21 protein-coding genes and 1 rRNA gene are annotated in these 26,108 nt (G+C 33.2%); 4 read left to right on the top strand and 18 right to left on the bottom strand.

Going from position 1 to position 26,108, the window contains the following annotated elements; genetic code table 11:
* Window positions 1–94: 94 nt before the first annotated feature.
* Window positions 95–1,610 (bottom strand): 16S ribosomal RNA (locus HUE53_RS09890).
* A 742-nt stretch (window positions 1,611–2,352) separates the two neighbouring features.
* Entirely contained in the window at window positions 2,353–3,606 is a 1,254-nt protein-coding gene (locus HUE53_RS09885) for an ABC transporter permease (protein ID WP_065213729.1), read from the bottom strand.
* A 6-nt stretch (window positions 3,607–3,612) separates the two neighbouring features.
* Between HUE53_RS09885 and HUE53_RS09880 the strand changes: the two genes are divergently transcribed.
* On the top strand, window positions 3,613–4,863 hold the full coding sequence (locus HUE53_RS09880) for an exo-beta-N-acetylmuramidase NamZ family protein (protein WP_192188849.1): 1,251 nt from the start codon (window positions 3,613–3,615) through the stop codon (window positions 4,861–4,863).
* 69 nt (window positions 4,864–4,932) lie between these two features.
* Here the strand turns inward: HUE53_RS09880 and HUE53_RS09875 are convergent, their stop codons facing one another.
* Window positions 4,933–5,526: a PAS domain-containing protein gene (locus HUE53_RS09875; protein ID WP_065213731.1), complete on the bottom strand. Its 594-nt coding sequence runs from the start codon at window positions 5,524–5,526 to the stop codon at window positions 4,933–4,935.
* Window positions 5,527–5,745: 219 nt separating this feature from the next.
* Entirely contained in the window at window positions 5,746–6,240 is a 495-nt protein-coding gene (locus tag HUE53_RS09870; protein WP_014164828.1) for a YkgJ family cysteine cluster protein, read from the bottom strand.
* 68 nt (window positions 6,241–6,308) lie between these two features.
* Here HUE53_RS09870 and HUE53_RS09865 point away from each other — a divergent pair, with 68 nt between their 5' ends.
* The gene (locus tag HUE53_RS09865; protein WP_014164827.1) at window positions 6,309–7,013 is read left to right on the top strand and encodes a class I SAM-dependent methyltransferase; all 705 of its coding nucleotides are present in this window, start codon (window positions 6,309–6,311) and stop codon (window positions 7,011–7,013) included.
* A gap of 349 nt (window positions 7,014–7,362) precedes the next feature.
* On the opposite strand, the gene HUE53_RS09860 is transcribed toward HUE53_RS09865, so the two are convergent.
* The 9 genes from HUE53_RS09860 to HUE53_RS09820 all read right to left on the bottom strand — a co-directional run bounded on the left by HUE53_RS09860 (window position 7,363) and on the right by HUE53_RS09820 (window position 14,633).
* Window positions 7,363–7,758, bottom strand: coding sequence for an energy transducer TonB (locus HUE53_RS09860; RefSeq protein WP_014164826.1), 396 nt, complete (start codon window positions 7,756–7,758; stop codon window positions 7,363–7,365).
* Between the two features lie 175 nt (window positions 7,759–7,933).
* Window positions 7,934–8,566: a 7-carboxy-7-deazaguanine synthase QueE gene (locus HUE53_RS09855; RefSeq protein WP_014164825.1), complete on the bottom strand. Its 633-nt coding sequence runs from the start codon at window positions 8,564–8,566 to the stop codon at window positions 7,934–7,936.
* Window positions 8,567–8,680: 114 nt separating this feature from the next.
* Window positions 8,681–10,375: a tetratricopeptide repeat protein gene (locus HUE53_RS09850; RefSeq protein ID WP_065213732.1), complete on the bottom strand. Its 1,695-nt coding sequence runs from the start codon at window positions 10,373–10,375 to the stop codon at window positions 8,681–8,683.
* Window positions 10,376–10,385: 10 nt separating this feature from the next.
* Window positions 10,386–11,300: a PstS family phosphate ABC transporter substrate-binding protein gene (locus HUE53_RS09845; protein WP_014164823.1), complete on the bottom strand. Its 915-nt coding sequence runs from the start codon at window positions 11,298–11,300 to the stop codon at window positions 10,386–10,388.
* Between the two features lie 216 nt (window positions 11,301–11,516).
* Window positions 11,517–11,738: a hypothetical protein gene (locus HUE53_RS09840; protein WP_307725308.1), complete on the bottom strand. Its 222-nt coding sequence runs from the start codon at window positions 11,736–11,738 to the stop codon at window positions 11,517–11,519.
* Between the two features lie 6 nt (window positions 11,739–11,744).
* Complete coding sequence (locus HUE53_RS09835; RefSeq protein ID WP_014164821.1) at window positions 11,745–12,560, bottom strand: energy transducer TonB; 816 nt, start codon at window positions 12,558–12,560, stop codon at window positions 11,745–11,747.
* Window positions 12,561–12,585: 25 nt separating this feature from the next.
* Window positions 12,586–13,134 carry an ExbD/TolR family protein gene (locus HUE53_RS09830; protein WP_014164820.1) on the bottom strand — a complete coding sequence of 183 codons (549 nt, stop codon included), beginning with the start codon at window positions 13,132–13,134 and terminating at the stop codon, window positions 12,586–12,588.
* A gap of 19 nt (window positions 13,135–13,153) precedes the next feature.
* A complete protein-coding gene (locus HUE53_RS09825) occupies window positions 13,154–13,777 on the bottom strand; it encodes an ExbD/TolR family protein (RefSeq protein ID WP_014164819.1) in 624 nt (207 codons plus the stop codon).
* Between the two features lie 31 nt (window positions 13,778–13,808).
* A complete protein-coding gene (locus tag HUE53_RS09820) occupies window positions 13,809–14,633 on the bottom strand; it encodes a MotA/TolQ/ExbB proton channel family protein (protein WP_014164818.1) in 825 nt (274 codons plus the stop codon).
* 373 nt (window positions 14,634–15,006) lie between these two features.
* Between HUE53_RS09820 and HUE53_RS09815 the strand changes: the two genes are divergently transcribed.
* The gene (locus tag HUE53_RS09815; protein WP_014164817.1) at window positions 15,007–16,512 is read left to right on the top strand and encodes a helicase HerA-like domain-containing protein; all 1,506 of its coding nucleotides are present in this window, start codon (window positions 15,007–15,009) and stop codon (window positions 16,510–16,512) included.
* Window positions 16,513–16,719: 207 nt separating this feature from the next.
* Window positions 16,720–16,944, top strand: coding sequence for a cupin domain-containing protein (locus tag HUE53_RS09810; protein WP_014164816.1), 225 nt, complete (start codon window positions 16,720–16,722; stop codon window positions 16,942–16,944).
* Between the two features lie 236 nt (window positions 16,945–17,180).
* Here the strand turns inward: HUE53_RS09810 and HUE53_RS09805 are convergent, their stop codons facing one another.
* The 5 genes from HUE53_RS09805 to kynU all read right to left on the bottom strand — a co-directional run bounded on the left by HUE53_RS09805 (window position 17,181) and on the right by kynU (window position 26,035).
* The gene (locus tag HUE53_RS09805; protein ID WP_014164815.1) at window positions 17,181–18,533 is read right to left on the bottom strand and encodes an FAD-dependent oxidoreductase; all 1,353 of its coding nucleotides are present in this window, start codon (window positions 18,531–18,533) and stop codon (window positions 17,181–17,183) included.
* A gap of 67 nt (window positions 18,534–18,600) precedes the next feature.
* The gene (locus tag HUE53_RS09800) at window positions 18,601–20,982 is read right to left on the bottom strand and encodes a penicillin acylase family protein (RefSeq protein ID WP_077225438.1); all 2,382 of its coding nucleotides are present in this window, start codon (window positions 20,980–20,982) and stop codon (window positions 18,601–18,603) included.
* 347 nt (window positions 20,983–21,329) lie between these two features.
* Entirely contained in the window at window positions 21,330–22,415 is a 1,086-nt protein-coding gene (locus HUE53_RS09795) for an agmatinase family protein (RefSeq protein ID WP_192188446.1), read from the bottom strand.
* Between the two features lie 243 nt (window positions 22,416–22,658).
* Window positions 22,659–24,707, bottom strand: coding sequence for a T9SS type A sorting domain-containing protein (locus tag HUE53_RS09790; protein ID WP_192188445.1), 2,049 nt, complete (start codon window positions 24,705–24,707; stop codon window positions 22,659–22,661).
* A 53-nt stretch (window positions 24,708–24,760) separates the two neighbouring features.
* On the bottom strand, window positions 24,761–26,035 hold the full coding sequence (gene kynU, locus HUE53_RS09785; RefSeq protein WP_014164811.1) for a kynureninase: 1,275 nt from the start codon (window positions 26,033–26,035) through the stop codon (window positions 24,761–24,763).
* Window positions 26,036–26,108 lie beyond the last annotated feature (73 nt).

Genomic DNA, 26,108 nt, shown 5'->3' with positions numbered 1-26,108 from the left:
ATTTTAAGCCTTTTCTTTTTTTTGAATTAACAGCGAGAGTAAGTTTTTTTAATTTAGTATCTAAATTAAAAAATAGCTTCTTTTTTGTCTCTAGAAAGGAGGTGTTCCAGCCGCACCTTCCGGTACGGCTACCTTGTTACGACTTAGCCCTAGTTACCAGTTTTACCCTAGGCAGCTCCTTGCGGTCACCGACTTCAGGTACCCCCAGCTTCCATGGCTTGACGGGCGGTGTGTACAAGGCCCGGGAACGTATTCACCGCAGCATGGCTGATCTGCGATTACTAGCGAATCCAGCTTCACGGAGTCGAGTTGCAGACTCCGATCCGAACTGAGAACGGTTTTGTAGATTCGCTCCTACTTGCGTAGTGGCTGCTCTCTGTACCGTCCATTGTAGCACGTGTGTAGCCCAAGGCGTAAGGGCCGTGATGATTTGACGTCATCCCCACCTTCCTCGCGGTTTGCACCGGCAGTCTTGCTAGAGTTCCCGACATGACTCGCTGGCAACTAGCAACAGGGGTTGCGCTCGTTATAGGACTTAACCTGACACCTCACGGCACGAGCTGACGACAACCATGCAGCACCTTGAAAAACGTCCGAAGAAAGATCTGTTTCCAAATCTGTCGTTTCCCATTTAAGCCTTGGTAAGGTTCCTCGCGTATCATCGAATTAAACCACATGCTCCTCCGCTTGTGCGGGCCCCCGTCAATTCCTTTGAGTTTCACTCTTGCGAGCGTACTCCCCAGGTGGGATACTTATCACTTTCGCTTAGCCACTCAGATTGCTCCAAACAGCTAGTATCCATCGTTTACGGCGTGGACTACCAGGGTATCTAATCCTGTTCGCTCCCCACGCTTTCGTCCATCAGCGTCAATATACTCGTAGTAACCTGCCTTCGCAATCGGTATTCCATGTAATCTCTAAGCATTTCACCGCTACACTACATATTCTAGTTACTTCCAAGTAATTCAAGTCTTACAGTATCAATGGCCGTTTGATCGTTGAGCGACCAGATTTCACCACTGACTTATAAAACCGCCTACGGACCCTTTAAACCCAATGATTCCGGATAACGCTTGGATCCTCCGTATTACCGCGGCTGCTGGCACGGAGTTAGCCGATCCTTATTCTTACAGTACCGTCAAGCTCCCTTACAAGGGAGGGTTTCTTCCTGTACAAAAGCAGTTTACAATCCATAGGACCGTCATCCTGCACGCGGCATGGCTGGTTCAGGCTTGCGCCCATTGACCAATATTCCTCACTGCTGCCTCCCGTAGGAGTCTGGTCCGTGTCTCAGTACCAGTGTGGGGGATCTCCCTCTCAGGACCCCTACCCATCGTTGCCTTGGTATGCCGTTACCACACCAACTAGCTAATGGGACGCATGCTCATCTTGTACCGTTGGAACTTTAATAATCAAATGAGGCCATCTGAAAATACTATGGGGTATTAATCCAAATTTCTCTGGGCTATCCCCCTGTACAAGGTAGATTGCATACGCGTTACGCACCCGTGCGCCGGTCTCAAAGGAGCAAGCTCCTTCTACCCCTCGACTTGCATGTGTTAAGCCTGCCGCTAGCGTTCATCCTGAGCCAGGATCAAACTCTTCATCGTATGTTTTTACAGCTTTTCAGCTATTTGTTTTTGACAAAGAATGCTAGGTTTTTCTTACTCTCTTAAWTTTTTATCTGTTTTAACATTGCTGTTAAAACGTGCTGTCAATCCAATATGTCTATGAACTTATTTATTTACTCTTTTCGCTTTCAACTTAACGTCTTAGCGGGTGCAAAGGTAGTGTTTCTTTTTAATTTACCAAATCTTTTTTTGAAAACTTTTTTTGAAGTAAGCTTCATTATTTTGACTGGTTTTTTCAATGAACATTTCCCTTGCGGACGGCAAAGGTACACTCTTTTTTTTGTTTTTTACAAGTTTCTTGCTTTCTTTTTTTTCTTTTTTTTGTTATCTTTTATAAATCAATTAGTTATCGTTTTTTATTTGTGTTTTTCCTTTTAAATGGTCTTTATTATTGTTGTTGTTGTTGGTTTTAATAATAGGTATGTACGTGTTTTGTTTTTGCTTTGATGGATTTTTGACCGTTTTTTCTTAGAGTATTTGTACCTTTATCATTCTATGGTCTGTTTTGGATTGTTTTGTTTTTAAAGGGTGGTTTGCGTGAGGGATGGCAGTGGCATCCTTTTGCTGAATGCTATAGCTTTTTTTTGTGAGGGTTTCTTTAGCAAAAGATAGAACGGACAGCCCGACCCGAAGGGGCACGCCCATAGGGTTATTGAGAAACTATTTTTTTTCAGAAAGACAATAGTCTTTTTATATCTACTGTTAATATTCTTTGTGATGACTAGGTAAACTTGATTGCTTTTACGGGCGAAATTTTAGTGACTACATAGGAAGGAATAAGCATTACTATAAGACAAATTAAAATGGTTCCTATATTTAGGGAAATAATATCAACCCAATTAATATCTACAGGTGCGGTAGTAACATAATAATTTTCTGGATTGAGTTTTACTATTCCAAATTTTTGTTGAATGAATAGTAGCCCCACTCCTATAATATTACCCCACAATAGCCCTTGAATAATTAGGTGGACTGCGTTATATAGGAATATTTTTCTAATAGTCCAATTATCGGCTCCAACTGATTTTAAGATTCCTATCATTTGTGTTCTTTCTAGAATTAAAACTAACAAAGCAACGATCATGTTAATTGTGGCGACAATGATCATTATAATTAGTATAACCACTATATTGAAATCGAATAATTTAAGCCATTCAAAGATGTAATAATATTTTTGTGCAATAGTTTGCGTATCTAATGCTTTGGTAGGATCTTCTTTATTTATGGTATTATTGTAGACTTCGACCCCTTTTTCCTGAATTTGATCAAAATTATTCAAGAAAACTTCAAATGCTCCTACTTGTGTGTTTTTCCATTTATTGATTCGTTGTATATGACGAATATCTCCTAAAACATACACTGCATCAAATTCTTGAAATCCTGAGTTGTAAATTCCAACTATTTTAAATGCTCGAAGGTTGGGCAACTTCCCTTCTTTTTCTTTCATAAAAAAGGTATTGCATTTATCTCCTACTTTTAACAAAAGACGGTTTGCTAAATATTCAGAAATAATAATTTCATTGTTTAGCTTAGATTTCACGTTGGGTAATTTTCCTTCTACTAAGTACTCTTTAATATTTTCCCAATCATATTCTTTTCCTACTCCTTTGAAAACGATTCCTTCAAAAGATTGTTCTGTTCGAACAATGCCTGCCTTACTAGCTACTGCTTGTATATGTTTAATCCCTTCGACAGAATTAAACTTAGGATAAAAATCTTGGTTGGTTGATACGGGGTCAACACTTACTTGTGATTGATTGTCATCAAAATTAGAAATTACTATATGCCCATTAAAAGCGGATACTTTTTGGCGTATTTTATTTTGCAAACCAACTCCTGTTGCCACGGAAACAATCATCATTATCAAGCCAATTGCAATAGCTGCTATTGCAATTTTTATTATTGGGGCAGAAATATTACTTTTACGTTCTTTAGTACGTATTAATCGATCAGCGATAAAAAACTCTAAATTCAATTGATGATGATTTATAATTTGGTTTTCAAAAATACATTTTTATTATTGCTTTTTACAATAATTACTTATGGAAATTACAAGAAAAGTATTCAGCTTTCAGATGACAGTATATGGATGGCAAATAGTAAGTACCAAAAGAAAGAATCCTTTCTTTTGAAAGAAGGAGGAGTTTTAACTGGTGCTGACAATAGCTCTATCTATTTACCTTTACTAAAAGACAAAAGAGTTGGTATTGTAACGAATCAAACGGGTATTTTACATGACGGAACTCATCTCGTTGACTTTTTAATAGATCACAAGATTAGTATACAAAAAATATATGCTCCTGAACATGGCTTTCGAGGTACTGCTGATGCAGGAGAACTCATTAAAGATGGTAAGGATTATAAAACGGGATTACCAATTATTTCTCTTTATGGAAATAATAAAAAGCCTAAATCCGAGCAATTAGATGGAATTGAAGTTATGGTTTTTGATCTACAAGATGTAGGTGTTCGTTTTTATACCTATATTTCTTCGCTACATTATGTTATGGAAGCTTGTGCTGAAAACAATATTCCTTTATTGGTTTTAGACAGACCTAACCCTAATGGTAATATAATAGATGGTCCTGTATTAGAAACTGAATTTAAGAATTTTGTTGGAATGCACCCTGTGCCTGTTTTGTATGGAATGACTATAGGAGAATATGCTAATATGATTAATGGGGAAAAATGGCTTAAAAACGGAATTGAATGTAAACTTAAAATCATTTCGTGTAAAAACTATAAACGGGGGATGTTTTATGATTTGCCTGTAAATCCATCTCCTAATTTACCTAATCATCAGGCCATTAATCTATATGCTTCTTTATGTTTTTTTGAAGGGACGAATGTGAGTGTAGGACGTGGCACTGAGAAACAATTTCAAATTTATGGGTCTCCTTATTTAACAGAAAACGATTTTACGTTTACTCCTTTACCCAATTTAGGAGCAAAAGACCCTCTTTGGAACGGGAAAGTTTGTTATGGTGAAGATTTAAGCAGGATAGAAAAGGTAAAACAACTTGAACTTAAATGGGTCATAAAGGCGTATAAAGAAAATTCTCAAACTATGAATCCTTTTTTTAATAGTTTTTTCACAAAATTAGCTGGAACTAAAAAACTCCAACAACAGATAGAAAGGGGTGTTTCTGAGAAAGAAATCCGAAAATCTTGGAAAAAAGATTTATTAAAGTTCAAACACATTAGGTTGAAATATTTAAATATGGAGTATTAATATATTTTTTAAAAAGCCCTTTTTAAAATTTCAAAAAGGGCTTTTCATTTTTTGGATATATGTAAAGTTCTACCCAAATAATCTTCTTAAAAAACCTCTACTTTCTTCCTCTGTCATTGTCTTTTCTTCAAAGTTAGAGTTAGTGTACTTATCTATTATATGCCTAATATACTCTACATACGTTTTCCCTTCTTTTTCTAAAAATCCGTTTAAATAATTTTCTCCTCCATCTGCTCCATAAAATTCTTCTAACTTTTTGATTCTGTTATATAAGGGTTCTATTTCTTTTTTTATCAAATCTTCAGGAACTGCAACTCTTCTTGCTTGATATCCTTTATTTCCGTCTACGATATCGAAATCTGTTAAAACCCAATAATATTCGCCTGATTTCGCCATATTTTTTACAATTCCATAAAAGTTTTCCCCTCTTTTAAGGTTGTCCCATAACACCTTGAAAATAGCCTTAGGCATATCAGGATGCCTAATTACGTTATGAGGTTGTTTTAATAATTCTTTTTCGGTATATCCCGAAACGTCTAAAAAAACATCATTTACAGAAACTATGCTTCCGTATTGATCTGTTCTACTAACAATTGTTCTTGATTTATTCCAATTAACTTCTCTATCAACAGGAACAGGCTTTGCATTATTCAACATTAACATTTTTTTAAAAAAACAGTCAAATTTTAAAAAAATAAGAAACAAAAAACATGATAAATATCATATTGATAAAAAAATGATAAATAAAAAACAATTTCGCAAATAATCTCTTACATTTTAATTTATCTATTTTTTCAATAAATAACAGAATATAATTTATTTAAACGCTTCTTGTTTTGTATTTTCTATTAAAACGAATTTTATAAATAATTTATAGAATATTTAGAATGGTAATTTTTTTTTCATTTCTTCTACTATATTGTAAGCCGCAGGACATATTGCAACGTTTTTTAGAGTTAGATTGGCTATCTGTTGGAATTTTTTTCGATCAGTATGAGGAAATTCGCGACAGGCTTTAGGTCGCGCTTCGTATATCATACAATAATTTTCGGTATCTAAGAAAGTGCAAGGTAAACTTTGTAATACGTAATCATTATCTTCATCGATTCGGAGATATTGCTCAATAAATTGCTGCGGCTTTAATCGAAAGTGTTTTGCGATTCTCTCGATATCTGCTGTAGTAAATAAAGGACCTGTAGTTTTACAACAATTAGCACATTTTAAACAGTCCGTTTTTCTAAATTCAATATCGTGTAGTTCTTGCATTACATAATCTAGATTCTTTGGGGGTTTCTTTTTTAGTTTATCGAAATACTTTTTGTTTTCATTATTCTTATCTTTGGCAAGCTTACTGAGTTGGTTTAATTGTGGTTTCAAGTTTCGAATTTCAAGTTAAACCGCAAAGTTAAAGAACTTAAAACGTTAAACCTGAAACTTTATATAAAATGCTTGATTTATTTGGCAAAGCTCTATTAGACTACCAAACAAACAATACCCCTGAATCTATTATTACTGAAACCAATATATCTGAAGAGGATGAAATGGAGGTTTCTTATCTATTTAGACCATTTGAAGAAATGCCGAAATTAGAACAGAAAGCGCTTAAATTAAGCAAAGGAAAAGTATTAGATGTAGGTTGCGGGGCAGGCAGTCATAGTTTATATTTGCAAGAAAAGGGTTTAGAGGTAAAATCTCTAGATATTTCTAAAAATGCAATAGAAACTTGTAGACTAAGAGGTCTTGAAGATACCATTAATGAAAGTCTGATTGATTTTCATACAGAAGATAAGTTTGATACGATTTTACTTTTAATGAATGGTACTGGTATTTTTGGTACGCTAAAAGAAACTAGTAAATACCTTCAGAAATTAAAAAACTTGTTAAGTGAGAACGGACAAATTATTATTGATTCTTCAGATATCATCTATATGTTTGATCAGGATGAAGATGGAGCTTATGAAATTCCTGCTAATGGATATTATGGGGAATTAATTTTTACTATACATTATAAGGGAGAAACGGAAGAGTCTTTTCCTTGGCTTTATATGGATTACAACACATTGCAAAATGCTTGCCATGCGAATGGACTAATATGCGAATTAATTGAAGAAGGGGCTCATTTTGATTATTTGGCAAGGATTACAAAATAATTTTTTTATAATCCTAAACCTTATTATTTAATAGTTCTTTCCTAAAACAATTAAGAGAACATAATGGTTTTAGGAAAGATTACGCATTAGAATTTTATCACGGATAAAATGACTTTGAATGTCAAAAAAATTCATTTATCCTCAATGTAGCAAAACTACATCTACTGGAAAAAATTTCCGTTCATTTTATTTTCTTTGCTCTTTCATTTTTATCCCAGATTACGCATTAGACTTCGTTATGAAATCTAATGCGTAATCTGGGTTTATTGGAAAGTCCAGTGTATAATCTTAGGAAACAGACAGTTTCCACCTATTATAAGGTATAAAAAAAACTGCTTTCGCAGTTTTTTTATACCTTAATAGTTACAGATAAAGTAAATAAGACTCGTACAGGCTTTCCATCCTGATCCCCTGGAGTCCATTTAGGTGATGTTTGAAGGACTCTTGTTATTTCCTGTGCTGTTCCGTATCCTAAATCATTAATTACTTTAATATCTGAAATACTTCCATTTGTTTCAATTACAAAGGTTACTTGAAGAACACCTCCAGTAAAATTTTCATCACTTGGTGGTGAAAAGTTTTTGCCTACAAACTTCATCAATTCATTATTTCCTCCTGGAAAAACGGGTTGATTTTCAACAGTATCAAATGGTATAGCAGTGGATTTGGCCACAGCATTTGAAGAAGATTGAGCCAGTGTTATTTGGCTAAACCATAAAACAACAAATAAGAATAATTTCTTCATAGTAACAGTTTTTGGGATTAATATTTCGTTACACCTATTCCAAACTTTTTATTTATATCAAAAAGTCTTTTGAAATTTTCCTGTAATAACAAAAAAGCAAGAAAACCTTTCCGTAAACAAAAGTATAATTGTTTTATTAAAATCCCAAATACTAATTAATTTTATATAAAAATATTTAAGGAATATTTAAATATTTATGTGTTTGTAATGAAATTTTCCATTTTGGATTTTTCATTACATAATCTATTATAAGGGGTAAAACTTCGTCTTTTTTACTCCATTCTGGTTGTAAATATAATTTAGCATTAGGATTGGTCTTTAATGCTTGTTCTTCCGCAAATAAAAAATCATGTTTGTTGTAGATTATTATTTTAAGTTCATGAGCTTTATTGTAAGCTTCTTGAACAGGTAGTTTTGTTTTTTTAGGTGATAAACAAAACCAATCCCATTCGCCTGTAACGGGATAGGCTCCTGAGGTTTCAATATGTACGCGGAGTCCTGCTTTTTTTAGTTTTGTCGTTAAGGGCTCCATATTCCAGGTTAGAGGTTCCCCTCCAGTAACAACAACTGTATTGGCCTGTTTTTTTGCGTTTTCAACTATTATTGAAGTTTGTGTTGGAGGATGTAATTCTGCATTCCAGCTTTCTTTCACATCACACCAATGGCAGCCTACATCGCAACCGCCAATTCTAACAAAATAGGCAGCGGTACCTGTATAAGCTCCTTCACCTTGTATTGTATAAAATTCTTCCATTAGAGGAAGCATATCTCCTTTATTTACAGCCAACTGTATTTCTTTACTCAACATAATTATTTCCTAAAAGGGGGTTGCAAATATACATAAAATTAACACCTTATCCGTAATAAATAAAAAACCGACAACTCTATAAATTGTCGGTTTTTATAATTTATTAAATAACAATTATTTAGCAATGCTGTTTTTAACATTAATAGCATCTGCATCTGCTGGATCTAATGCCAATGATTTAGCAATATATTCATTAGCCTTTACTTTATCTGTTTTAGCATAAAAACGAGCTATTTCATTGTAGGATTCAATTAATTTAGCTTTGTTTTTTTCTACCGTATCTCCGCCTTTGTTTAATACTACTTTGGCAAACTCATCATAACTACTAATCATTTGATTTTTAGCGTTTGGATCTGCTAATAAAGCATTTACACGTGCTCTGTATATGTGGGCATCTTGAGTAGTTGGCGATTTAGCAATTACAGCGGCAAATGCTTTATCTGCTTTTTGCAATTGAATCATATCATACGCTTTTGCTCCTTCTGCAACATTATGGAAATATAATGAATATCCTAAAAAGAAGTTATCATATAAATAATTTTTAGAAGCTGTATTATTAATAGCTACTTCGTATATACCTGAAGCATATTTATATAATTTTCTATCAAAATAAATCTTTCCAATTTCATTTAATCTTTCGGACATTGCTTTATCAAGCTCTACTGCTTTACTTAAATTTTGTAATGCTTGTGTGTATAAAACATCATCAACAACTGGTTTCGTTCCTTCTGTAGTAACGGGAATTGCTTTTTTTAGCTGAGCCATTCCTAGGTATAAATAATCAATTGCTATTAATCTACTTGATGGGTTTTCTGTGAATTTTGTCAAAGCATCAACCGCTGAATCAATATTCCCATTTTCGTAGGCTGAATATCCAAGATAGCGAAATATTCTAGGATTGACCTTATCCATTTTGGCCATTTCGTTGGCTTCTTTTTCTAAGGCTTTATAATCTTTAGCTATTACAAGAAAATCTGCGTGACGCATACGAGAAGCTAATGAATAGTCTGTTAAACTCATATATTTCTCATAGTATTCTAACGATTTATCTGTATATTCTTTAAATTTAGCTTTATCGTTTTGTTGTAGTGCCCATCCAAAATAGATTTCTGCTAGTTCTCTATAAGCTGGACCATACGATGTATTAATACCTAGTACTTCATCTATAGCTGCTTTTGCTTCATTAAAAGCTTTAGCTCCTTTTAGCAGAACACCTAATTGCATTTTAGCTCTCAACAAGCTATTATCTGCCTCGTATGCTCCACGGTATGCTGCATAGGCTTCATTTTGACTTCTTAACCCATAATATGCGTCTCCTAAAGCTAGTAAGGTTTGCGCATCATTCATATTAATGGCTTTCGCTTTGTTTAGCACTTCGATAGCTTTTGCATAATTGGGGTTTATTGAATTAGTATAGGCTTTGCCTATATAAACAAACTGTTCTAATTCTTTTTTCTTCATGTTGGCCGTAGCTTGATCAAAGTTAAATTGAGCTGCTTGAGTATTAGCATTATCTAGGTCTATTTGACCTAAACCTATATAATTTAACACGCCTCCTTCTTTTTTTGTTAAAGCTGATTGAAAAAGAGTTTTAGCTGAATCTTGGTATGTTTGACGTAAATAGACATTTCCTAATAGGAAAGCTGCCTTTCCATTTTCTGGGTTTGACTTAACGACCGCTTTTAATATTGATTTTGCTTTTTCATATTGTTCAGCATCAATTGCTTTTTTAGCAGTTTCTATATCTTGAGCAAAAACTCCTGCACTCATTGCAAAAAAAGCAGTACTGAAAAACTTTATTTTATTCATTTCTTTACAATTAATTATTTTCTACTTTTTCTTCTACTTCCTTACGGATTATTATATTTCTACTAGGCATTCTAACAGGAGCCAACCCAGACTTTAATACTATTCGTTGTCCCAACTCTCCTGCTATAAATGAAGCAAATCCCATGCCTAAACCAGTAGTTCCTTGATAATTTATCATTTTTATTTTTCTACTGTAAGGATAGCTACCAGAAGCTAATAAATCTTGACTTGGAATAACAAATGTACCATTCTTAGTTTTTAATTCCAAGACCTTAACCCTTTCTACTATTTTTTGAAAATCGGGCATTGGTTGTGTAATCCAGTTTATCCCCACAACACCTATAGCATCTGGGTTTTTAGCCACGAAGGCAATTACTTCATTATTAGTTGAAAACGAAAAGACATTATTTTTAGGAAAATTTTTCACTTTAGCAAGATCCATTAGATACCTAAGTGTACTTGAATTGGCGTTGTCAAAAACTAACCTTTTTATATTAGATGGTTTCCCTTTTAAAAGATTAACTAATTCAATTTCTTCTATTTTAAAGTTAACATTCGAAGAATGTCCGATAAAAGCAATACCATCTATAGCAAAATCGGTTATTTTTCCTTTAATTTTTTTCTTAGAAAAAATTTTTATTTCGCTGGAATTTAATTCACGTGTTAAAATTGCCAAATTATTTTTCCCTTCTGACAAGAGTTTTATTATCTCTCGTTCTGGTTTGGGTATTAATTGAATTTTAGCTTGGTATTGGTTTTCAAAAATCATTTGATGATCTTCTACTAAAGGGTAAACTGTTTGATCCACCAATATAGTAGCCGTACCCGTTAATATAGTTTCCTTTTCATTGGTATTCCCAAAATAGCAACTAACAAAAAAAACAGCGGTAAGCAGTAAGCCAACAACTAAATATTTTAATTTCATAGGAATAAATTTTATTTATTACAATTTACGGACGATATCTTTTTAAATCATTTTGTATTTCTAAATACAGCTATTTTAACCCTTTGTATTTTAGAATTAACATTAGGCAATATAGATAAAAAAATAAAGTTATTTTTCTTACCCTCCTTTTTTATTATTGTAACAATGTATTATTTCTTTTGAGCTAATTTTAACGAAATAAAATTTTAGATAAAATTACTTTTTAAAATAGCGTATAAAACGAAAAAAAGCATAAATAATAATAGCTATTCCTAGAGTTATACGATACCCTGTCGATAAAGGAAGGCGTTCTATTAAGTGATCCCAAAACAACACCATTAATCCCATACCTAAATAAATACAAAAAAACAGCATGCCTAAAACAAGAAGAAATCGCTCTTGGAGCGATTTCTTCTCTTGCTTATTTGAATATTTCATATTCATCTATTCAGCTCTAATATCTAGTAAGATTGGCAAACTATATCTTACACGGATTTTTTTACCGTTTTGCTCACCAGGTCTCCATTTAGGAGCGCTCTTTAGCATACGAATAGCCTCAGCACCTGTTCCATATCCTAAGTCTCTTACTACTTTTATATCTGTTAAGCTTCCATCTTTTTCTACTACGAATTCGACAAAAACTCTTCCTTTTAAGTCAGTATCGACCTCTGGAGTACGATAATTACGTTGTACATACTTCATAAAACCTTCATTACCTCCTGGAAATTCGGGTTGTGCTTCAATACCTGCAGAACTATATACTTGATTATCTTCTTCTACTACTTTTACAACTTCATCATTATTACCAGTTGGAGCGTCAATCTGAACTTGTGCATCTTTATCCCCTTTTTGGTCTTTTTCAGCAATGTTTTTGTCTTTTAACTCCTCAATGGTTTTAATTTCTTCTGTTACCTTTTTAGCTTCTACAACCTTAGGTTCTACGAATTTTACTTCGTCTACCTTTGGTTTAGGGGGTTCTGGCTTTTTTTCAGGTGGTGGTGGTGGTGGTGTATTTTCTTTTGGTTTAGTCATATCCACCAACACTACTTTTTCATCTAAAGTAGTATCATCCTCACCTTTTGGGATCATGCTTATAAGCAACGGAGAAGCTACTGCTAACGCAAAGAATGAGCCTCCGATGATTAATGCTCTCAATGATGTTTTAGGATTTTCTTTACGTAACTCATAAGCACCATACTTTTTGTTACGCCCTTCAAAAACTAACTCTAACCATTGCGATTTATACAAATCTAATTTCATACTTCAATTATTAGAATTTAGTTAATTACTTTTTTAATATAGCCTTCTCTTGCGGTGTAATATCCACTACAGCATAAGTTGGTACTTTACATATTGCCATTTCATCTAGGATATCTACCATATTTCTATAGTTTGCTTTTTTATCCATTTTGATGATTACAATCAACCCTTTTTCTGGGTCATTGTATTTTGCTGGAACTGACTGTACTTTTTTAGCAATTTCTTGACGAATACCTGCTTTTCCGTAAGTAGCTTCTTTAGGGCCTTCAAAAGGGGCATCTACTCTGCCATAGTACCATTTAATTTTATTGTTTTCACCTAATAAAACTGTCATTGTACGATCATCGGCTACTTCAATATTGTCCTTTTTTTCTTCAGGCTTATCATTTTTATCCGGCATTCCCAAGTTCATAGACTGAGGTTTAGACAATGACGTAGTCAACATGAAGAACGTAATCAATAAGAAAGCTAAGTCCACCATGGCTGTTAAATCCACCTTTGCATTGGATTTTTTACTTCTTACCTTACCACCTTCTTTTTTGCCACCTCCACCGGAGTCGTTTAATTCTGCCATTTCTTTTTCTTATATTATATTAGAAATCACTACTACGTAAACCAGTCACAAGATTAAAACTATTTACATCTTGTTTCTGTAATACATCCATTACTCTTTTGATAGCTGGGTACTCTAATTTAGCATCTCCTTTGATTGCAAATTTGAGGTCCTCATTTCTCAACTCAGCACTAGCTGAACGAGCATTAAATATCCATCTAGCCAACTCATCTTTCTTTTCATCTATAGAGTCCATTGGAATACCAGGTTGCAAACCTTCTTTGTTTCTGTCAGAGCTTGACATAGCAATGATTTGTTTTAAATTACCCATTGGTACTCCGAAACCATCTATTAAAGAAAAACGTTGTTTTTCTGCATCAGTAAAGTTCATTCCGTATTCTTGTCCCATTAATTCTAATGATCTTAAACGGATTTCACGGTCTTTCATACCGATGAATACTTTACCTTTACCTACCGTTAACGTTACTAAGCCAGTTTCAGGTAATTTAGTTTGCACCGTTGAATTAGGTGTATCTACCTGTAAGGGTTCTGGTTGTTTAGCTGTAGCAGTAAGTATAAAGAACGTAAGCAATAGGAAGGCTACGTCACACATTGCTGTCATGTCGATTGCTCCTGCTGATTTACGTGATTTTCCTTTTGCCATAATTATATTTTATCTTTAATATGTCCTTAAATTATTTTAAAGAACCTTTAAATCTTCTGTAAGTGTTAACGATAGTGTTAGCAGCTTCATCAATTGAATATGTTAATGTATCAATTTTAGAAGTAAAATAGTTGTAAGTTACGATTGCTAAAGCAGAAGTAGAGATACCCGTAGCTGTATTGATAAGAGCTTCAGAGATACCTACTGCTAAAGCGGCTTGGTCAGGAGTACCTGAAGTAGCTAATGCACTGAACGCTTTGATCATACCTGATACAGTTCCTAATAATCCTCCTAAAGTACCTAAAGCAACCATAGTAGAGATAATTGTCATATTTTTTTCTAACATTGGCATTTCTAAAGCAGTAACTTCTTCAATTTCTTTATGAATAGTTTCTGTAGCTTCTTCAGAAGTAAATCCTTCTGCTTTCACTTGATTATATTTTACCAAACCTGCTTTGATTGCATTAGCAACAGAACCTTGTTGTTTGTCACAAGTTTCAATAGCACCGTTAATATCCCCTTGGTTTACACTAGCTTGTATGTTTTTCATGAAAATATCTAAATTTCCTTTACCCGCAGCTTTAGAGATAACCATTAAGCGCTCAAAAGAAAAAACAACTACCATTAATAGCATTCCTAATAATACTGGTACTATAAATCCTCCTTTATAAACTGTTCCTAAAAAGTTGTGAGGGTGACCTGTTTCTGAATTACCTCCTTCAAAGTTTCCAGAAGCTCCCATTATAAATTTCCACACAAAAACACCTACTGCGATACATGCAAGAATAATGATTCCTGAATATGAAGCACCACCTTTAGATTTCTCTTCTTTTTTTACATTAACGTTGTTTGCCATTTCTTTAAAATTTAAATTTTTCTAATTGATTAATTAAATCTCGTATTATTTTTGAGTAATAATGGAGGCAAATTTAATTTTTTAGCTGATATAAAAAAACTTTTTTTACTTTTATGAAGTAACACCATCTCTGATCCCCTCAAGCAAAACCGTTAAATAATAATAATTATTCACCAAACAAGCATTAAAAAACTATTTTTTAAACAATAATCAGCAAAATCATCTATTTTTTGAATATTTTTTAAAAATTAAACTTTATACTAAAAAATCAAAAAAAACACTTATTTCTTACTAAACGAAGACAAAAAACGATTTAAATAAGTCTATTTCATATAAAAAAAAGAATATATTGCACCCTATTAATCGCTGAATTATGAATATTTTAGAACATTTTAAAGAAGATATTATAAATGGTTACCAATGTAAAGGAAATCATATTACTCTTGGAGGATCTATTTTAGATAAAGAGGCCTACCCTATCCCTGTTACTATTCCTCTAAAAACACTCAATAGACATGGTTTAATTGCTGGCGCGACGGGCACTGGGAAAACAAAAACGATACAATTATTATCTGAACAATTATCACAAAAAGGGATTCCTGTTTTGATGATGGATATAAAGGGAGATTTTTCTGGAATTGCAAAAAAGGGTGAGCTAAAGGATTTTATTAAAGATCGTCATGAAAAAGTAAATATTCCTTTTGAAGCCAAGGCTTTTCCTGTAGAATTGTTAACTTTATCTAGACAAGAAGGGGTACGATTACGAGCTACCGTTTCTGAATTTGGTCCTGTTTTGTTTTCTAGAATTTTGGATTTGAATGAAACTCAGGCGGGAGTTATTTCTGTTATTTTTAAATATTGTGATGATACGAAAATGCCTTTATTAGACCTAAAGGACATTAAAAAAGTTATGAATTTCATTACAGAAGAAGGTAAAGACGAAATTTCAAAAGAATATGGAAAGATCTCTACTGCTACAACAGGCACTATTCTTCGTAAAATTATAGCGTTAGAACAACAAGGTGCTGATATTTTCTTTGGTGAAAAGTCTTTTGAAGTTGATGATTTAATGCGTGTTAATGAAGAAGGCTTTGGGTATATTAATATTGTTCGTTTAAACGACATTCAGGATAAACCTAAACTTTTCTCTACATTTATGATGAATCTTTTAGCTGAAATTTACAATAGTATGCCTGAGAAAGGTGATGTTGAGCAACCTGAATTAGTGGTTTTTATAGATGAAGCACATCTCATATTTAATGAAGCGAGCAAAACTTTATTGGATCAGATAGAAACCATCATCAAACTAATTAGATCAAAAGGCATTGGTGTGTATTTCATTACGCAAAATCCTACTGATATTCCTAAAGGTGTATTGGCACAATTAGGACTAAAAATTCAACATGCGTTAAGGGCTTTTACTGCTAATGATCGGCAAGCCATCAAACAAACCGCTGAAAATTATCCTGAATCTAAATATTATCGAACAGATGAAATCATTACTTCGTTAGGAATAGGTGAAGCACTTGTAACGGCTTTAAATGAAAAGGGTATTCCGACTCCTTTAGTTGCTTGTATGTTGCGTGCCCCTGAAAGCCGAATGGATGTATTGAGTAATGAAGAAATTGAAGAAATTAACTCAAAATCAAAATTAGTTAAAAAGTATTCGGAAGAAATTGACCGAGAAAGTGCTTATGAAATTTTATCAAAAAAACTAGAAAGTATTTCCGAAGAAGTAGCAGAAACTGACGGTGATTCAAAAAAAGGTCAGGATTCAACTATGGGGGAAACAATTGCTAAATCCGTTTTAAAAGTAGTAACAAGCGCCACTTTTATTCGTGGTGCTTTTAATGTTTTAATGAAAGTTTTAAAAAAATGATCTTTCTAAATTAAAACTACATTACAACTTTAAACCCAGATTAAGCATTAGATTTTTATTACAGATAAAATGACTTTGAATCTAAAAAAGTACTCTTTTTTCCCCTCAACGTGGCAAAACTAAAACTGTAGGGAAAAATTTCCGTCCCTTTTCCTTTTTCATCTTCATCACAAAGGCTAACACATAATCTGGGTTTTATTAAAGAAAATGCATGAGGGACATCATAGCTTTTTAGCTAGTAATAACTCCGGAATTTCTATAGCAAATATGGTAGCTCCTCCAGGGTGGAGTGAACCTTTTCAAAAACCTGAATTCGAAGAATATACTTATATTATTTCTGGTAAAAAGCAATTTATCATTGAGGATGAAACCTTTGTATTGGAAGCAGAAGAATCGACTAAAACTAACACACACACGAGTACAATACGCTAATCCTTTTGAAGAACCTTGTGAATAGATTGCTATTTAAAAAACTGATTTTCAATAAATAACGCACATAGGAAAAAATTGTCTAAAAAATAAACTTTTGCATTTTACGTTTGTTCAATTTCACCAAACTAATTGTGTATTAAACTGTGTTTCTTTGGATCGGCTAGGGAAGAAATCCATAGTATTGATCATGGGATTTCTTCCTAATTAAAAGAGATCTTTCTTTATGCTTTTTTATATTAATATGATTTTGAATTCAGTAGTGTTATGATCTTTTTTTCTACTTCGGGGGAGTTCCATCGGGTATCAATATTTGGTATGCTCATTACTTCATCCATAATAGCGTTTTGATAATCTCCTATAGCTAGTGCTTCTGAGTAAGGTTGTGTACTAAAGGTTACACGACTGTATAATGGCAACCATTTTTCAGGATGTTTATCAGAGAACCATTTTTCTATTTTTTTTTGAAGTAAAAATTTTTCATCCGCTGTTTTACTACTCATTTCTACGAAATTTCTTCTAGAAAGTTCAGCTATAGCATCTGCATTAGGTTTTCGTGATTTTTCATACTCTTTAAAAATCTTTTCCCAATCGTCCCCATACAACGCCATCTTTTCTGCCAAGACTGTAATATCTTCAAAACCAGCATTCATACCGTGTCCATAAAAAGGAACTATAGCATGAGCCGAATCCCCTACTAAGGCTACTTTATCAGTATGAGTCCATGGAAAACATTTCATAATTACTAAATAACTTGTAGGATTTTTAAAGAAATCATGAATTAAATCAGGAATAACATCTTTTGTATCAGGAAAATACTTTGCAAAAAAATCAACTAATTGTTTTTCTTCTTTTAAAGAGTCAAAAGAATTAGCTCCTTCAAAGGGCATAAATAAGGTACATGTAAAACTTCCATCTAGATTCGCTAAGGCCATTAGCATAAATTGTCCTCTAGGCCATATATGCAATGAATTTTTATCTATTTTGTGAGTTCCATCAGGATTTGCGGGTATGTGTAGTTCTTTGTATCCTATTTTCATAAATTCCTGAGAATAGTCAAACATACTCTGACGTTGCATACGATGACGAATTCGAGAAAAAGCACCATCCGCTCCAAAGACTTTGTCATATTTTAATTCTTGCCATGTACTTCTTTCGTCTTCTCCTATGTATAAAGTGGCATCTGTTAAATTAACATCCCAAATCTTGTGTTCAAACTTAAATTCTACTCCTGCTTCTTCTGCTAGGTCAATCATTTTTCGATTCAATACGGATCGAGATAATGAAAAAATAGCTTCTCCATCTTTACCATAGTATTGATAATTGAGTTTTCCATCTTGCATGTGAATTGCTCTTTTATCTACTGGGATCCCTATCTTTTTTATAGCATGATCTAAACCTACTTCTTCTAGAGCTTTCCATCCTCTATCAGACATTACCAGATTGATAGATCGTCCTGAAAATTCAACGGTACGCATATCTGGACTTCGGTCAAAAACATGTACCGTATGTCCGTTTCGTTTTAAGTAGATTGCTAATAAGGTTCCTACTAAACCCGAACCAATTATAGCAATTTTTTGAGGAGTCTGCATTTATTTTTTTATAAAAGGGTTTACAAATTTATAGTATTCGGACAGAAATCACGAACGTTTTTTTATATTATTTTTTGAACACTAACTTCGTTGATTTAGATTTTATTTCTTTTTTATTAAGTAACATTTTTCTAAACTGCCCATTGATATACATTTGAGCTTGATCCTTGTAATGCTTACTCATGGGATTTCCTGATTGTCCTGTGGGTAGAATACTTAATGAATTTTCTATATCTGCAAAATCAATAATTCTTCTGGTGGATGGTCCTGCTGAAATATCATAATGATCTTCATCTGTGTAATAGAACATTACATTATTAATAACTTCATTGCTACCTGATGCTTGAAAAAGACCTACATTAAAGAATGGACGAAATAAGGCTAGACTTCCTATAGGGTGTTTGTATTCTACTTGGTGTACTTTCCCCCATTGCCAATCAGAAATTGTAGGACCTAATTGATTTATTAAATTATCTAAGGCCTTTTTAAATGACTTTGTCAAAATATCTTTTCGAGATTCTTTTTTATGGGTCGTTGTAATATCATCCCACCAAATAGATTCTTCTACACGACTTTGATTATCTATACATTGTTTAACTATATGTGTTTTTAAAAATTGTTTAAATCCTAATTCCCCCATTTCATCTTGATAGGTGGCTTTTAAATAAAAATAAATCCATTTGTTATAGATGGTAGGGGCCACATCTGAGATAGTATTTGCTCCTTTCCATTTTTGTAAAATAGACAGTGCTTCTTTTTCTTTTATTGTAAGTTGGCCTTTATCAATCCATTGGATGAAATTATGTGCAACTGTAGCACTTACATCTGAAGTGTGATCATTGAGCATTTTAGAAAAGTCTTCTTTAGACCATTTGCTTTTTGATTCTAAGAGATGAACAATTCTTTTAGCTCTATCTTCGGGTAAATAATACCCTGGATAAGGGTAACCATCAATTTCATGTGCCATATTATTAGCTGAATAGATATAATTCCAAGAGGGATTAATTGCCCTTGGATTTTTATTAAAATCTAAAAATTCTAATTGATCATCAATACCATTACTCCCCTCTAAAATGTAGTTAGGATTTACTCCTTTTTTCAGCTTATATAATTTACCTGATGTTTGCCATGCAAAATTATTTTGTGCATCCCCATACATAATATTCAACCCTGGAGCTGTTATATAGGACACCCCTTTGCGAAAGTCTTCTAAATTTTTAGCATGACTCAAGGAATGCAGTGCATCTAAAATTTTATTCTCTTTTTGTGTGTATATCCAATAGAAAGAAACGGGCTGTGATGGATTGAAATCTTTTAACACCTCATTTAGTACGACTCCGTGATGTGTCTCTTTTAAATTTAAAACAACCGTTGCACTATCTTTTATATTTATTTTTTCTTTACGGGTTGAAAATTCTTTATATCCATTAGTTGTTTTATATTGTTTGGGATTTAATGGATTGATGGTTTCTTGATAGAAATCTGCATCATCATTTTCAAACATGGTCAATCCATAAGCGTATTGACGATTATGCCCTAGCAAGGGAAAAGGTACCCCTGCTAAAAAGTAACCATACATTTCATATTCTGGAGAATGGATATGAGCTTCGTACCATGTCCCTGGTTGCGAATAACTAATATGCGGATCATTAGCAAAAAGTACTTTTCCTGATACTGATTTTTCAGGTCCTACGACCCAGGAATTACTCCCTATAAAAGGGGGAAAAGGAGAATTATCTATTAAATCAGCTACTGCTTTAGATGCTTTTAGATAAGTGTCTACTTGATTATTCGTACTTTTAATCTTGGTTGAATTATATGACAGATCCAAACCTAATTCTTTCATATACTCAGTACCTAATTTATTTTTTAAATCGGTCATTAAAGGGTCTGTCCGTTGTGCACAGGCAAAACTAAAAGCCATATACCCTATTGTATTATACACGTCACGAAGTGTGAAAGGTTTTTTTTCTATACCTAATAAAGTAAATTCTACAGGAGTACTTCCTTTTTTTAAATATTGATTGACTCCATCTAGATAAGCCATCGCCATTTTATAGGGTTTGCTTTTTGTATCTAATTTAGCAATGGCTTGTTGCGAATTTTGATCAATTCCTAAAGCTAAAAATAGTTTATCATTATCTAGAGCTTTTGCACCAAATAGTTCGGATAATTTACCAGGTGCAATCCTTCTTAACAACTCCATTTGCCACAAACGTTCTTGTGCGTGTACATAACCTAAAACGGTTAGGGCGTCTTTTTCGTTAGCTGCATAAATATGAGGTATTCCATATTCATCAAAAAAAACGTCTGTTTCTTTACTAATATTTTCAATAGTCAATTCCCCTTCATATTTGGGTTTTGTGCTATATAAATAAGCATAAATTGACACTCCCAACACTAAAATTACTCCTAATAAGGCTATCAGTATTTTTTTTACTAATTTCATCCGTGTAAATTTTTATTTATTAGGGATTATTCCCTACCCCTTTTTTCACCCCAGATTATGCATTATAAATTTATTACAGATAAAAACGTTTTTTGAATCTAAAAAAGTGTTCATTCTTTTTGTTCTCAATTCAATGTGGTAAAACTACAGCTACGGTGAAAATTTCGGTGCCTTTTTACCTTCTTTATCCTTTTCATCTTCATCACAAAATCTAACGCATAATCTGGAGTTAATTCTTGTCTTTTTTTATACCAAGAGATTATAGATCCTTTTGTGGTTATAATGATATTATCAAAGATAAAAAAAGACGAGCAAACTTGCTCGTCTTAGTGAAAAATTGATTTTTATTATTTTCTAGGAAAAACAATACGGTTTTCTGTTTTCATTCCGTTGTTTTTAGCTAATACACCACACAAATGAAATAACATACGTGCTCCTACGTTACCATCCCAGTCATCTTCTCCAGGGGCTACTTCTACTAGATCAAAACCTATAATTTCTTTTCCGCTTTCTGCTAGTTTGTTGAACAGATACGTTGCTTGCTCAAAAGAAAATCCACCAGGAACGGGTGTTCCTGTGTTAGGACAATACCACGGATACATTCCGTCTACATCAAATGAAATACAAACTTTTTGCGGTAATGAAGCTATAATAGCACTACATTGTTGTGCCCAAGTTACCCCTTCAAATGTTTCTTCTTTTAAATCGGCATCTGTATGCACTAAAACACGACCGTTTGATTTATGAACAATTTCTACTTCTTGTTCACAAAAATCACGGATACCAACTTGTACAATTTTAGAAATTTGCGGGATTTGTAAAGCGTTATACATGATAGAGGCATGCGAATAAGTAAAACCTTCGTAAGCGATTCGTAAATCCATGTGTGCATCTAAATGTAAAATACCGTATTCTTCATATTTAGAGGCAAGTGCTTCATAGTAGCCAAGTGGAGTAGAATGATCGCCTCCTAAAAGTACTACTTTTTTTCCTTTAGCCATCCAGAAAAGTACTTTTTCTTTTACTTCTGTATGCAATTCTCGACAGGCTTTATTTATCTTATCCAAATCCGATTGTAAGGCAGGAAAGGTTTCTATATCTTCACCTGCTTCTAAAGCCTCAATTATGGGTTGTGCTAATGATTTATATTTATCAGAATTAGATTTCCAATGCTTAGGTGCATCATCCATATAAATACCTAATTTCCAAAGTTCAGGAAAGTCTTGGTGATTTAAATCTACTTGAAAAGAGGCATCCATAACGGCATCAGGTCCTTCGGAGGCACCTGCTCCATAACTTACGGTTACTTCCCAAGGCACAGGAATTACTATAATCTCGGAATCTTCTGATGAAAAAGGTAAACCAAAAATGGTAGCATCTGCTAATCCTGGTTGCGATGGATCAAAATTGGCTATAATTTGTTGTTTTGTCATATTTTTTAGATTGAAATACGAAAGATTAAAGAATAGAAAAAATAAAGCTTTTCGTTTTAATTATTTCATACGTTTTAAAAGTCCTTTTGTTATTTTTCTTAATCTGTTAACAAAGGTAATAATTCTTCTTTTAAATATCATCTTGATGTGATAAACAAAGAGAAATGTTCAATAGGTATGCGGATTTATTATTTTTTTCTTTTAACCGTTTTTTGTTTATACAGTTTATTTTGTTGGATTAAATTATTTTTTTATAAATTTTTTAGTTCCATTTGTTCCTTGAAACTTTACAAAATAAACGCCTTTATTTAATGATGATATGTCTACTGAGTTTTCATTAGATAACATTTCTTTGCTTATGATTTTTTGTCCTAAAATGTTAAATATTTCCATTTTTTTGTTTATTAATTCTTCTCCACTAAGTGTAATGGTGTTATTTGCTGGATTAGGAGAAATACTAAATTCAAGTTTAACAAATTGATCATTAGATAAACTACTTTCAACTGTTAAATTAAATGTCTTATTTATTGCTGCCATTCCATTTGAAGGGGAAACTGCCGTAATAGTAATTATATGATTTCCTGGAGCTACGTTTGTGTTGGGTAAAGGATTTTGTGTTAAAACAGCATCGCAACCAGCAACTATTGCATTGCATTGTAATCTATAATCAGGTAACACAAAAACATTTCCTCCTCCTGTCTGCTCTTTTTTATTGGCTGGTACATTTAATGTAAATGGTACATTTCTTAGTCCATAACCTGTATTATTGAAGATTCTTGTTATAGTATCAATATCAGAACATGGGTAATTCATATTTATTGCGGCTTGACGAAATGCGTTAGCAGCTTGTACTTGACCTGATGCAGAATTTGTTAAAGCTAGTCCTTCCAAAAAAGCAGTATCTGTTTTTTTTCTTCCCATTATATCATAAATTTTCATCAATGCTGTAGCCCAAATTTGACCATCTGTATGAATAGCTCCTTTTAATCCTTGAGGATATTTTTCAGGATAATTTGTTGTTCTTCCTTCCCAATATTCGTTATGTCCGTCCCAATTAAATAAAAAATGATATTCTTGATCTGTTGGTAACCATTGATTTAAGCTTCTACTATATGATTGTGCCCAATAATCGCCACATCCTTCTCCAAGACCTTCAACGAATGAACTACGTCCTCCTGTAATCCAATGATGTATCCCGTGTCCTAACTCATGTAAAACAATGTCTGCATCTTCTCCTCCATCTATTTCGTTTATTCCTAGAGCTATCTTCTCAGAAGATTCTAAATAATGGGAAGTATCTCCATGAGGATCAAAAATAACTAATCCATTATTTTTTCTTGGCACACAGACAATTCCTAAAGTATTTCGTATATATCTTAAGTTTTTATCTATATGATAGAAGGCATTAACAGCTTCAAACCCTTCTTGATCACGTGTGAAATTAAAAAAATTAGATTTTTGTTCGAAAAATCCATTTTTGGGTTGTTCAAAATCTCCAATATCACAATAAGAACTTTTTAGTCTATAATTACCAGAAGCAAAACTTATTTCTGGTAATTCAACGTTAACTCTTGCATTATTTAAACTTTCATTTGTATTATCTCCATTATCTATATAATCTCCTACTCCATAGGTATTTCTACCAACTGAAAGGGGATCAGGATTAAACACCATGGCTCTTCCGCTTCTAAAAGCGTATGGTATTTTAGATTCATTTATTTTTTTAGTGTTTGGGGTCTCTTTTTTATGGTGATAAACCGCTACATCTTTTAAACTTATGATTTCCCCTGTATGAGCATCAACAAATATTTCCCAATCTCCTGGTTTATCATCGTATTGGAGGTTAATTTTATAAGCTAATCTAGTGGGCTTCGTAAGATTATAAACAAAAAGTTTAGATTCTTCAAAATGTAAAATTCCTTTAGCTTCTAGGGTTTTCTTTGCTTTTTTTAAAGCTGTTTCTGTATCTAGAGTTGGGGTTACATTAATTTTTTCTACTGTAGCGTCATAACTATTTGTTGAAAAGGCTATTTTTTCGTCGTTATCAAAGTTTACTACATATTCCGCTCCAAATACAGGGATTCCTTTTAATTCTTGCTGAAAACGTAGGGTTTCTCCTGATTTTCCTTTTCTTACATTTTTTAATTTAAATTCTTCTCGCGTTTTCCGCTCATTACTATTGGCTTTACCATGAATAAAGTCTAATGCTATTCTTTCTTTGTTTGTAGTTTGTGCGTTTAAAAATACACTACTGAACATCAATAACATTATGGAATACAATTCTTTCCTCATATATAATCATTTTTTATCGAAAATAACAATCCTTAAGGATCGTTTATGACGACCTATTGTTTTAAAAATTGGATTAAAATTTCACCGAATCTGTACATATCTTCGTAAGAGCAATAAAAAGGCACTGGTGCTAAACGGATTACATTCGGTTCGCGCCAATCGGTAATTACTCCATTAGCCATTAAATAATCAAAAAGAGTTCTCCCTTGCCCATGTAAATATACAGACAGTTGACACGCTCTTTCCTCTTGATTCCTTGGTGTAATTATTTCAAATTGGGTTCCTGATATTTCTTGATCAATTTCACGAAGGATAAATTCTAAATAGGCTGTTAACTGGTTGCGTTTTTTTATTAATTTTTCCATCCCCACTTCGGCAAACATTTGAACTGAAGCTAAATAGGGTGCTAACGACAATACAGGCAAATTACTTACTTGCCAACCATCTGCTCCAAGAATGGGATCAAAATCGGGTTCCATTTTAAATCTTCTTTCTTTATTGTGTCCCCACCAACCTCCAAAACGAGGCAGATTGGTATGATGGTGTTTTTCATGTACAAAACATCCAGAAGCATTTCCTGGTCCTGAATTCATATATTTATAAGAACACCAAGCTGCAAAATCTACATTCCATTCGTTAAGTTTTAATTCTACATTTCCAGCGGCATGGGCTAAATCAAAACCTACTTTAGCCCCTACCTTATGCCCAGCTTTTGTGATGGCTTGCATATCAAAAACTTGTCCTGTGTAGTAATTAACCCCTCCCCATAAAACTAATGCTAACTCGTTTTCTAGTTCATTTATTTTTTCTATGATATCCTCTAATCGAATTGTATGTTCTCCTTCTCGACGTTTGATTTCTACTAGGGCCTCTTTAGGATCAAAACCATGAAATTTTATTTGGCTTTGCAGCATATATTGGTCTGAAGGGAATGCTTTTTCTTCGCAAATAATTTTGTACCGTTTTTGAGTAGGTTGATAAAAAGACACCATTAACAGATGCAAGTTTACTGTTAAGGTATTCATAACGGTTACTTCACTAGGTTTTGCTCCCACTATTTTGCTTAAGGGTTCTGCAAAACGTTCTTGATAATCCCACCAAGGTTTTTCTGCATAAAAGTGCCCTTCAACTGCTAAACTAGCCCAGTCGTTCATTATATCATCTACGTATTTTTTTGCTCTTTTAGGTTGTAAGCCTAGTGAATTTCCTGTAAAGTAAATCACATCTTTTTCGTTGTGTTGTGGAAATATAAATTCAGAACGATAGTTTTTTAATTCATCCTGTATATCTAATTGTTGTGCGAAGGCAAGTGTGTTTTGAAAAGTCATTTCTTTCAGTTTCAGCCTGTAAATATAGGAAAAGTAAGTAGAACAAAAAAAGCCACTTGTTTAAACAAGTGGC

The sequence above is a fragment of the Flavobacterium columnare genome (assembly GCF_014844295.1).
GTDB classification, from domain to species: domain Bacteria; phylum Bacteroidota; class Bacteroidia; order Flavobacteriales; family Flavobacteriaceae; genus Flavobacterium; species Flavobacterium columnare.
The sequence above is the reverse complement of the archived record's forward strand: the minus strand, read 5'-3'. Positions and strand labels throughout refer to the sequence as shown.

What these genes read in the sequence shown, in the direction of transcription:
- kynU (WP_014164811.1), bottom strand. Translation starts at nt 26,035, where the DNA reads ATGACTTTTCAAAACACACTTGCCTTCGCACAACAATTAGATATACAG.
- HUE53_RS09825 (WP_014164819.1), bottom strand. Translation starts at nt 13,777, where the DNA reads ATGGCAAAAGGAAAATCACGTAAATCAGCAGGAGCAATCGACATGACA.
- HUE53_RS09800 (WP_077225438.1), bottom strand. Translation starts at nt 20,982, where the DNA reads ATGAAATTAGTAAAAAAAATACTGATAGCCTTATTAGGAGTAATTTTA.
- HUE53_RS09875 (WP_065213731.1), bottom strand. Translation starts at nt 5,526, where the DNA reads ATGTTAATGTTGAATAATGCAAAGCCTGTTCCTGTTGATAGAGAAGTT.
- HUE53_RS09790 (WP_192188445.1), bottom strand. Translation starts at nt 24,707, where the DNA reads ATGAGGAAAGAATTGTATTCCATAATGTTATTGATGTTCAGTAGTGTA.
- HUE53_RS09805 (WP_014164815.1), bottom strand. Translation starts at nt 18,533, where the DNA reads ATGCAGACTCCTCAAAAAATTGCTATAATTGGTTCGGGTTTAGTAGGA.
- HUE53_RS09860 (WP_014164826.1), bottom strand. Translation starts at nt 7,758, where the DNA reads ATGAAGAAATTATTCTTATTTGTTGTTTTATGGTTTAGCCAAATAACA.
- HUE53_RS09795 (WP_192188446.1), bottom strand. Translation starts at nt 22,415, where the DNA reads ATGACAAAACAACAAATTATAGCCAATTTTGATCCATCGCAACCAGGA.
- HUE53_RS09830 (WP_014164820.1), bottom strand. Translation starts at nt 13,134, where the DNA reads ATGGCAGAATTAAACGACTCCGGTGGAGGTGGCAAAAAAGAAGGTGGT.
- HUE53_RS09850 (WP_065213732.1), bottom strand. Translation starts at nt 10,375, where the DNA reads ATGAATAAAATAAAGTTTTTCAGTACTGCTTTTTTTGCAATGAGTGCA.
- HUE53_RS09845 (WP_014164823.1), bottom strand. Translation starts at nt 11,300, where the DNA reads ATGAAATTAAAATATTTAGTTGTTGGCTTACTGCTTACCGCTGTTTTT.
- HUE53_RS09820 (WP_014164818.1), bottom strand. Translation starts at nt 14,633, where the DNA reads ATGGCAAACAACGTTAATGTAAAAAAAGAAGAGAAATCTAAAGGTGGT.
- HUE53_RS09855 (WP_014164825.1), bottom strand. Translation starts at nt 8,566, where the DNA reads ATGTTGAGTAAAGAAATACAGTTGGCTGTAAATAAAGGAGATATGCTT.
- HUE53_RS09815 (WP_014164817.1), top strand. Translation starts at nt 15,007, where the DNA reads ATGAATATTTTAGAACATTTTAAAGAAGATATTATAAATGGTTACCAA.
- HUE53_RS09865 (WP_014164827.1), top strand. Translation starts at nt 6,309, where the DNA reads ATGCTTGATTTATTTGGCAAAGCTCTATTAGACTACCAAACAAACAAT.
- HUE53_RS09810 (WP_014164816.1), top strand. Translation starts at nt 16,720, where the DNA reads ATGCATGAGGGACATCATAGCTTTTTAGCTAGTAATAACTCCGGAATT.
- HUE53_RS09835 (WP_014164821.1), bottom strand. Translation starts at nt 12,560, where the DNA reads ATGAAATTAGATTTGTATAAATCGCAATGGTTAGAGTTAGTTTTTGAA.
- HUE53_RS09840 (WP_307725308.1), bottom strand. Translation starts at nt 11,738, where the DNA reads ATGAAATATTCAAATAAGCAAGAGAAGAAATCGCTCCAAGAGCGATTT.
- HUE53_RS09880 (WP_192188849.1), top strand. Translation starts at nt 3,613, where the DNA reads ATGATTTATAATTTGGTTTTCAAAAATACATTTTTATTATTGCTTTTT.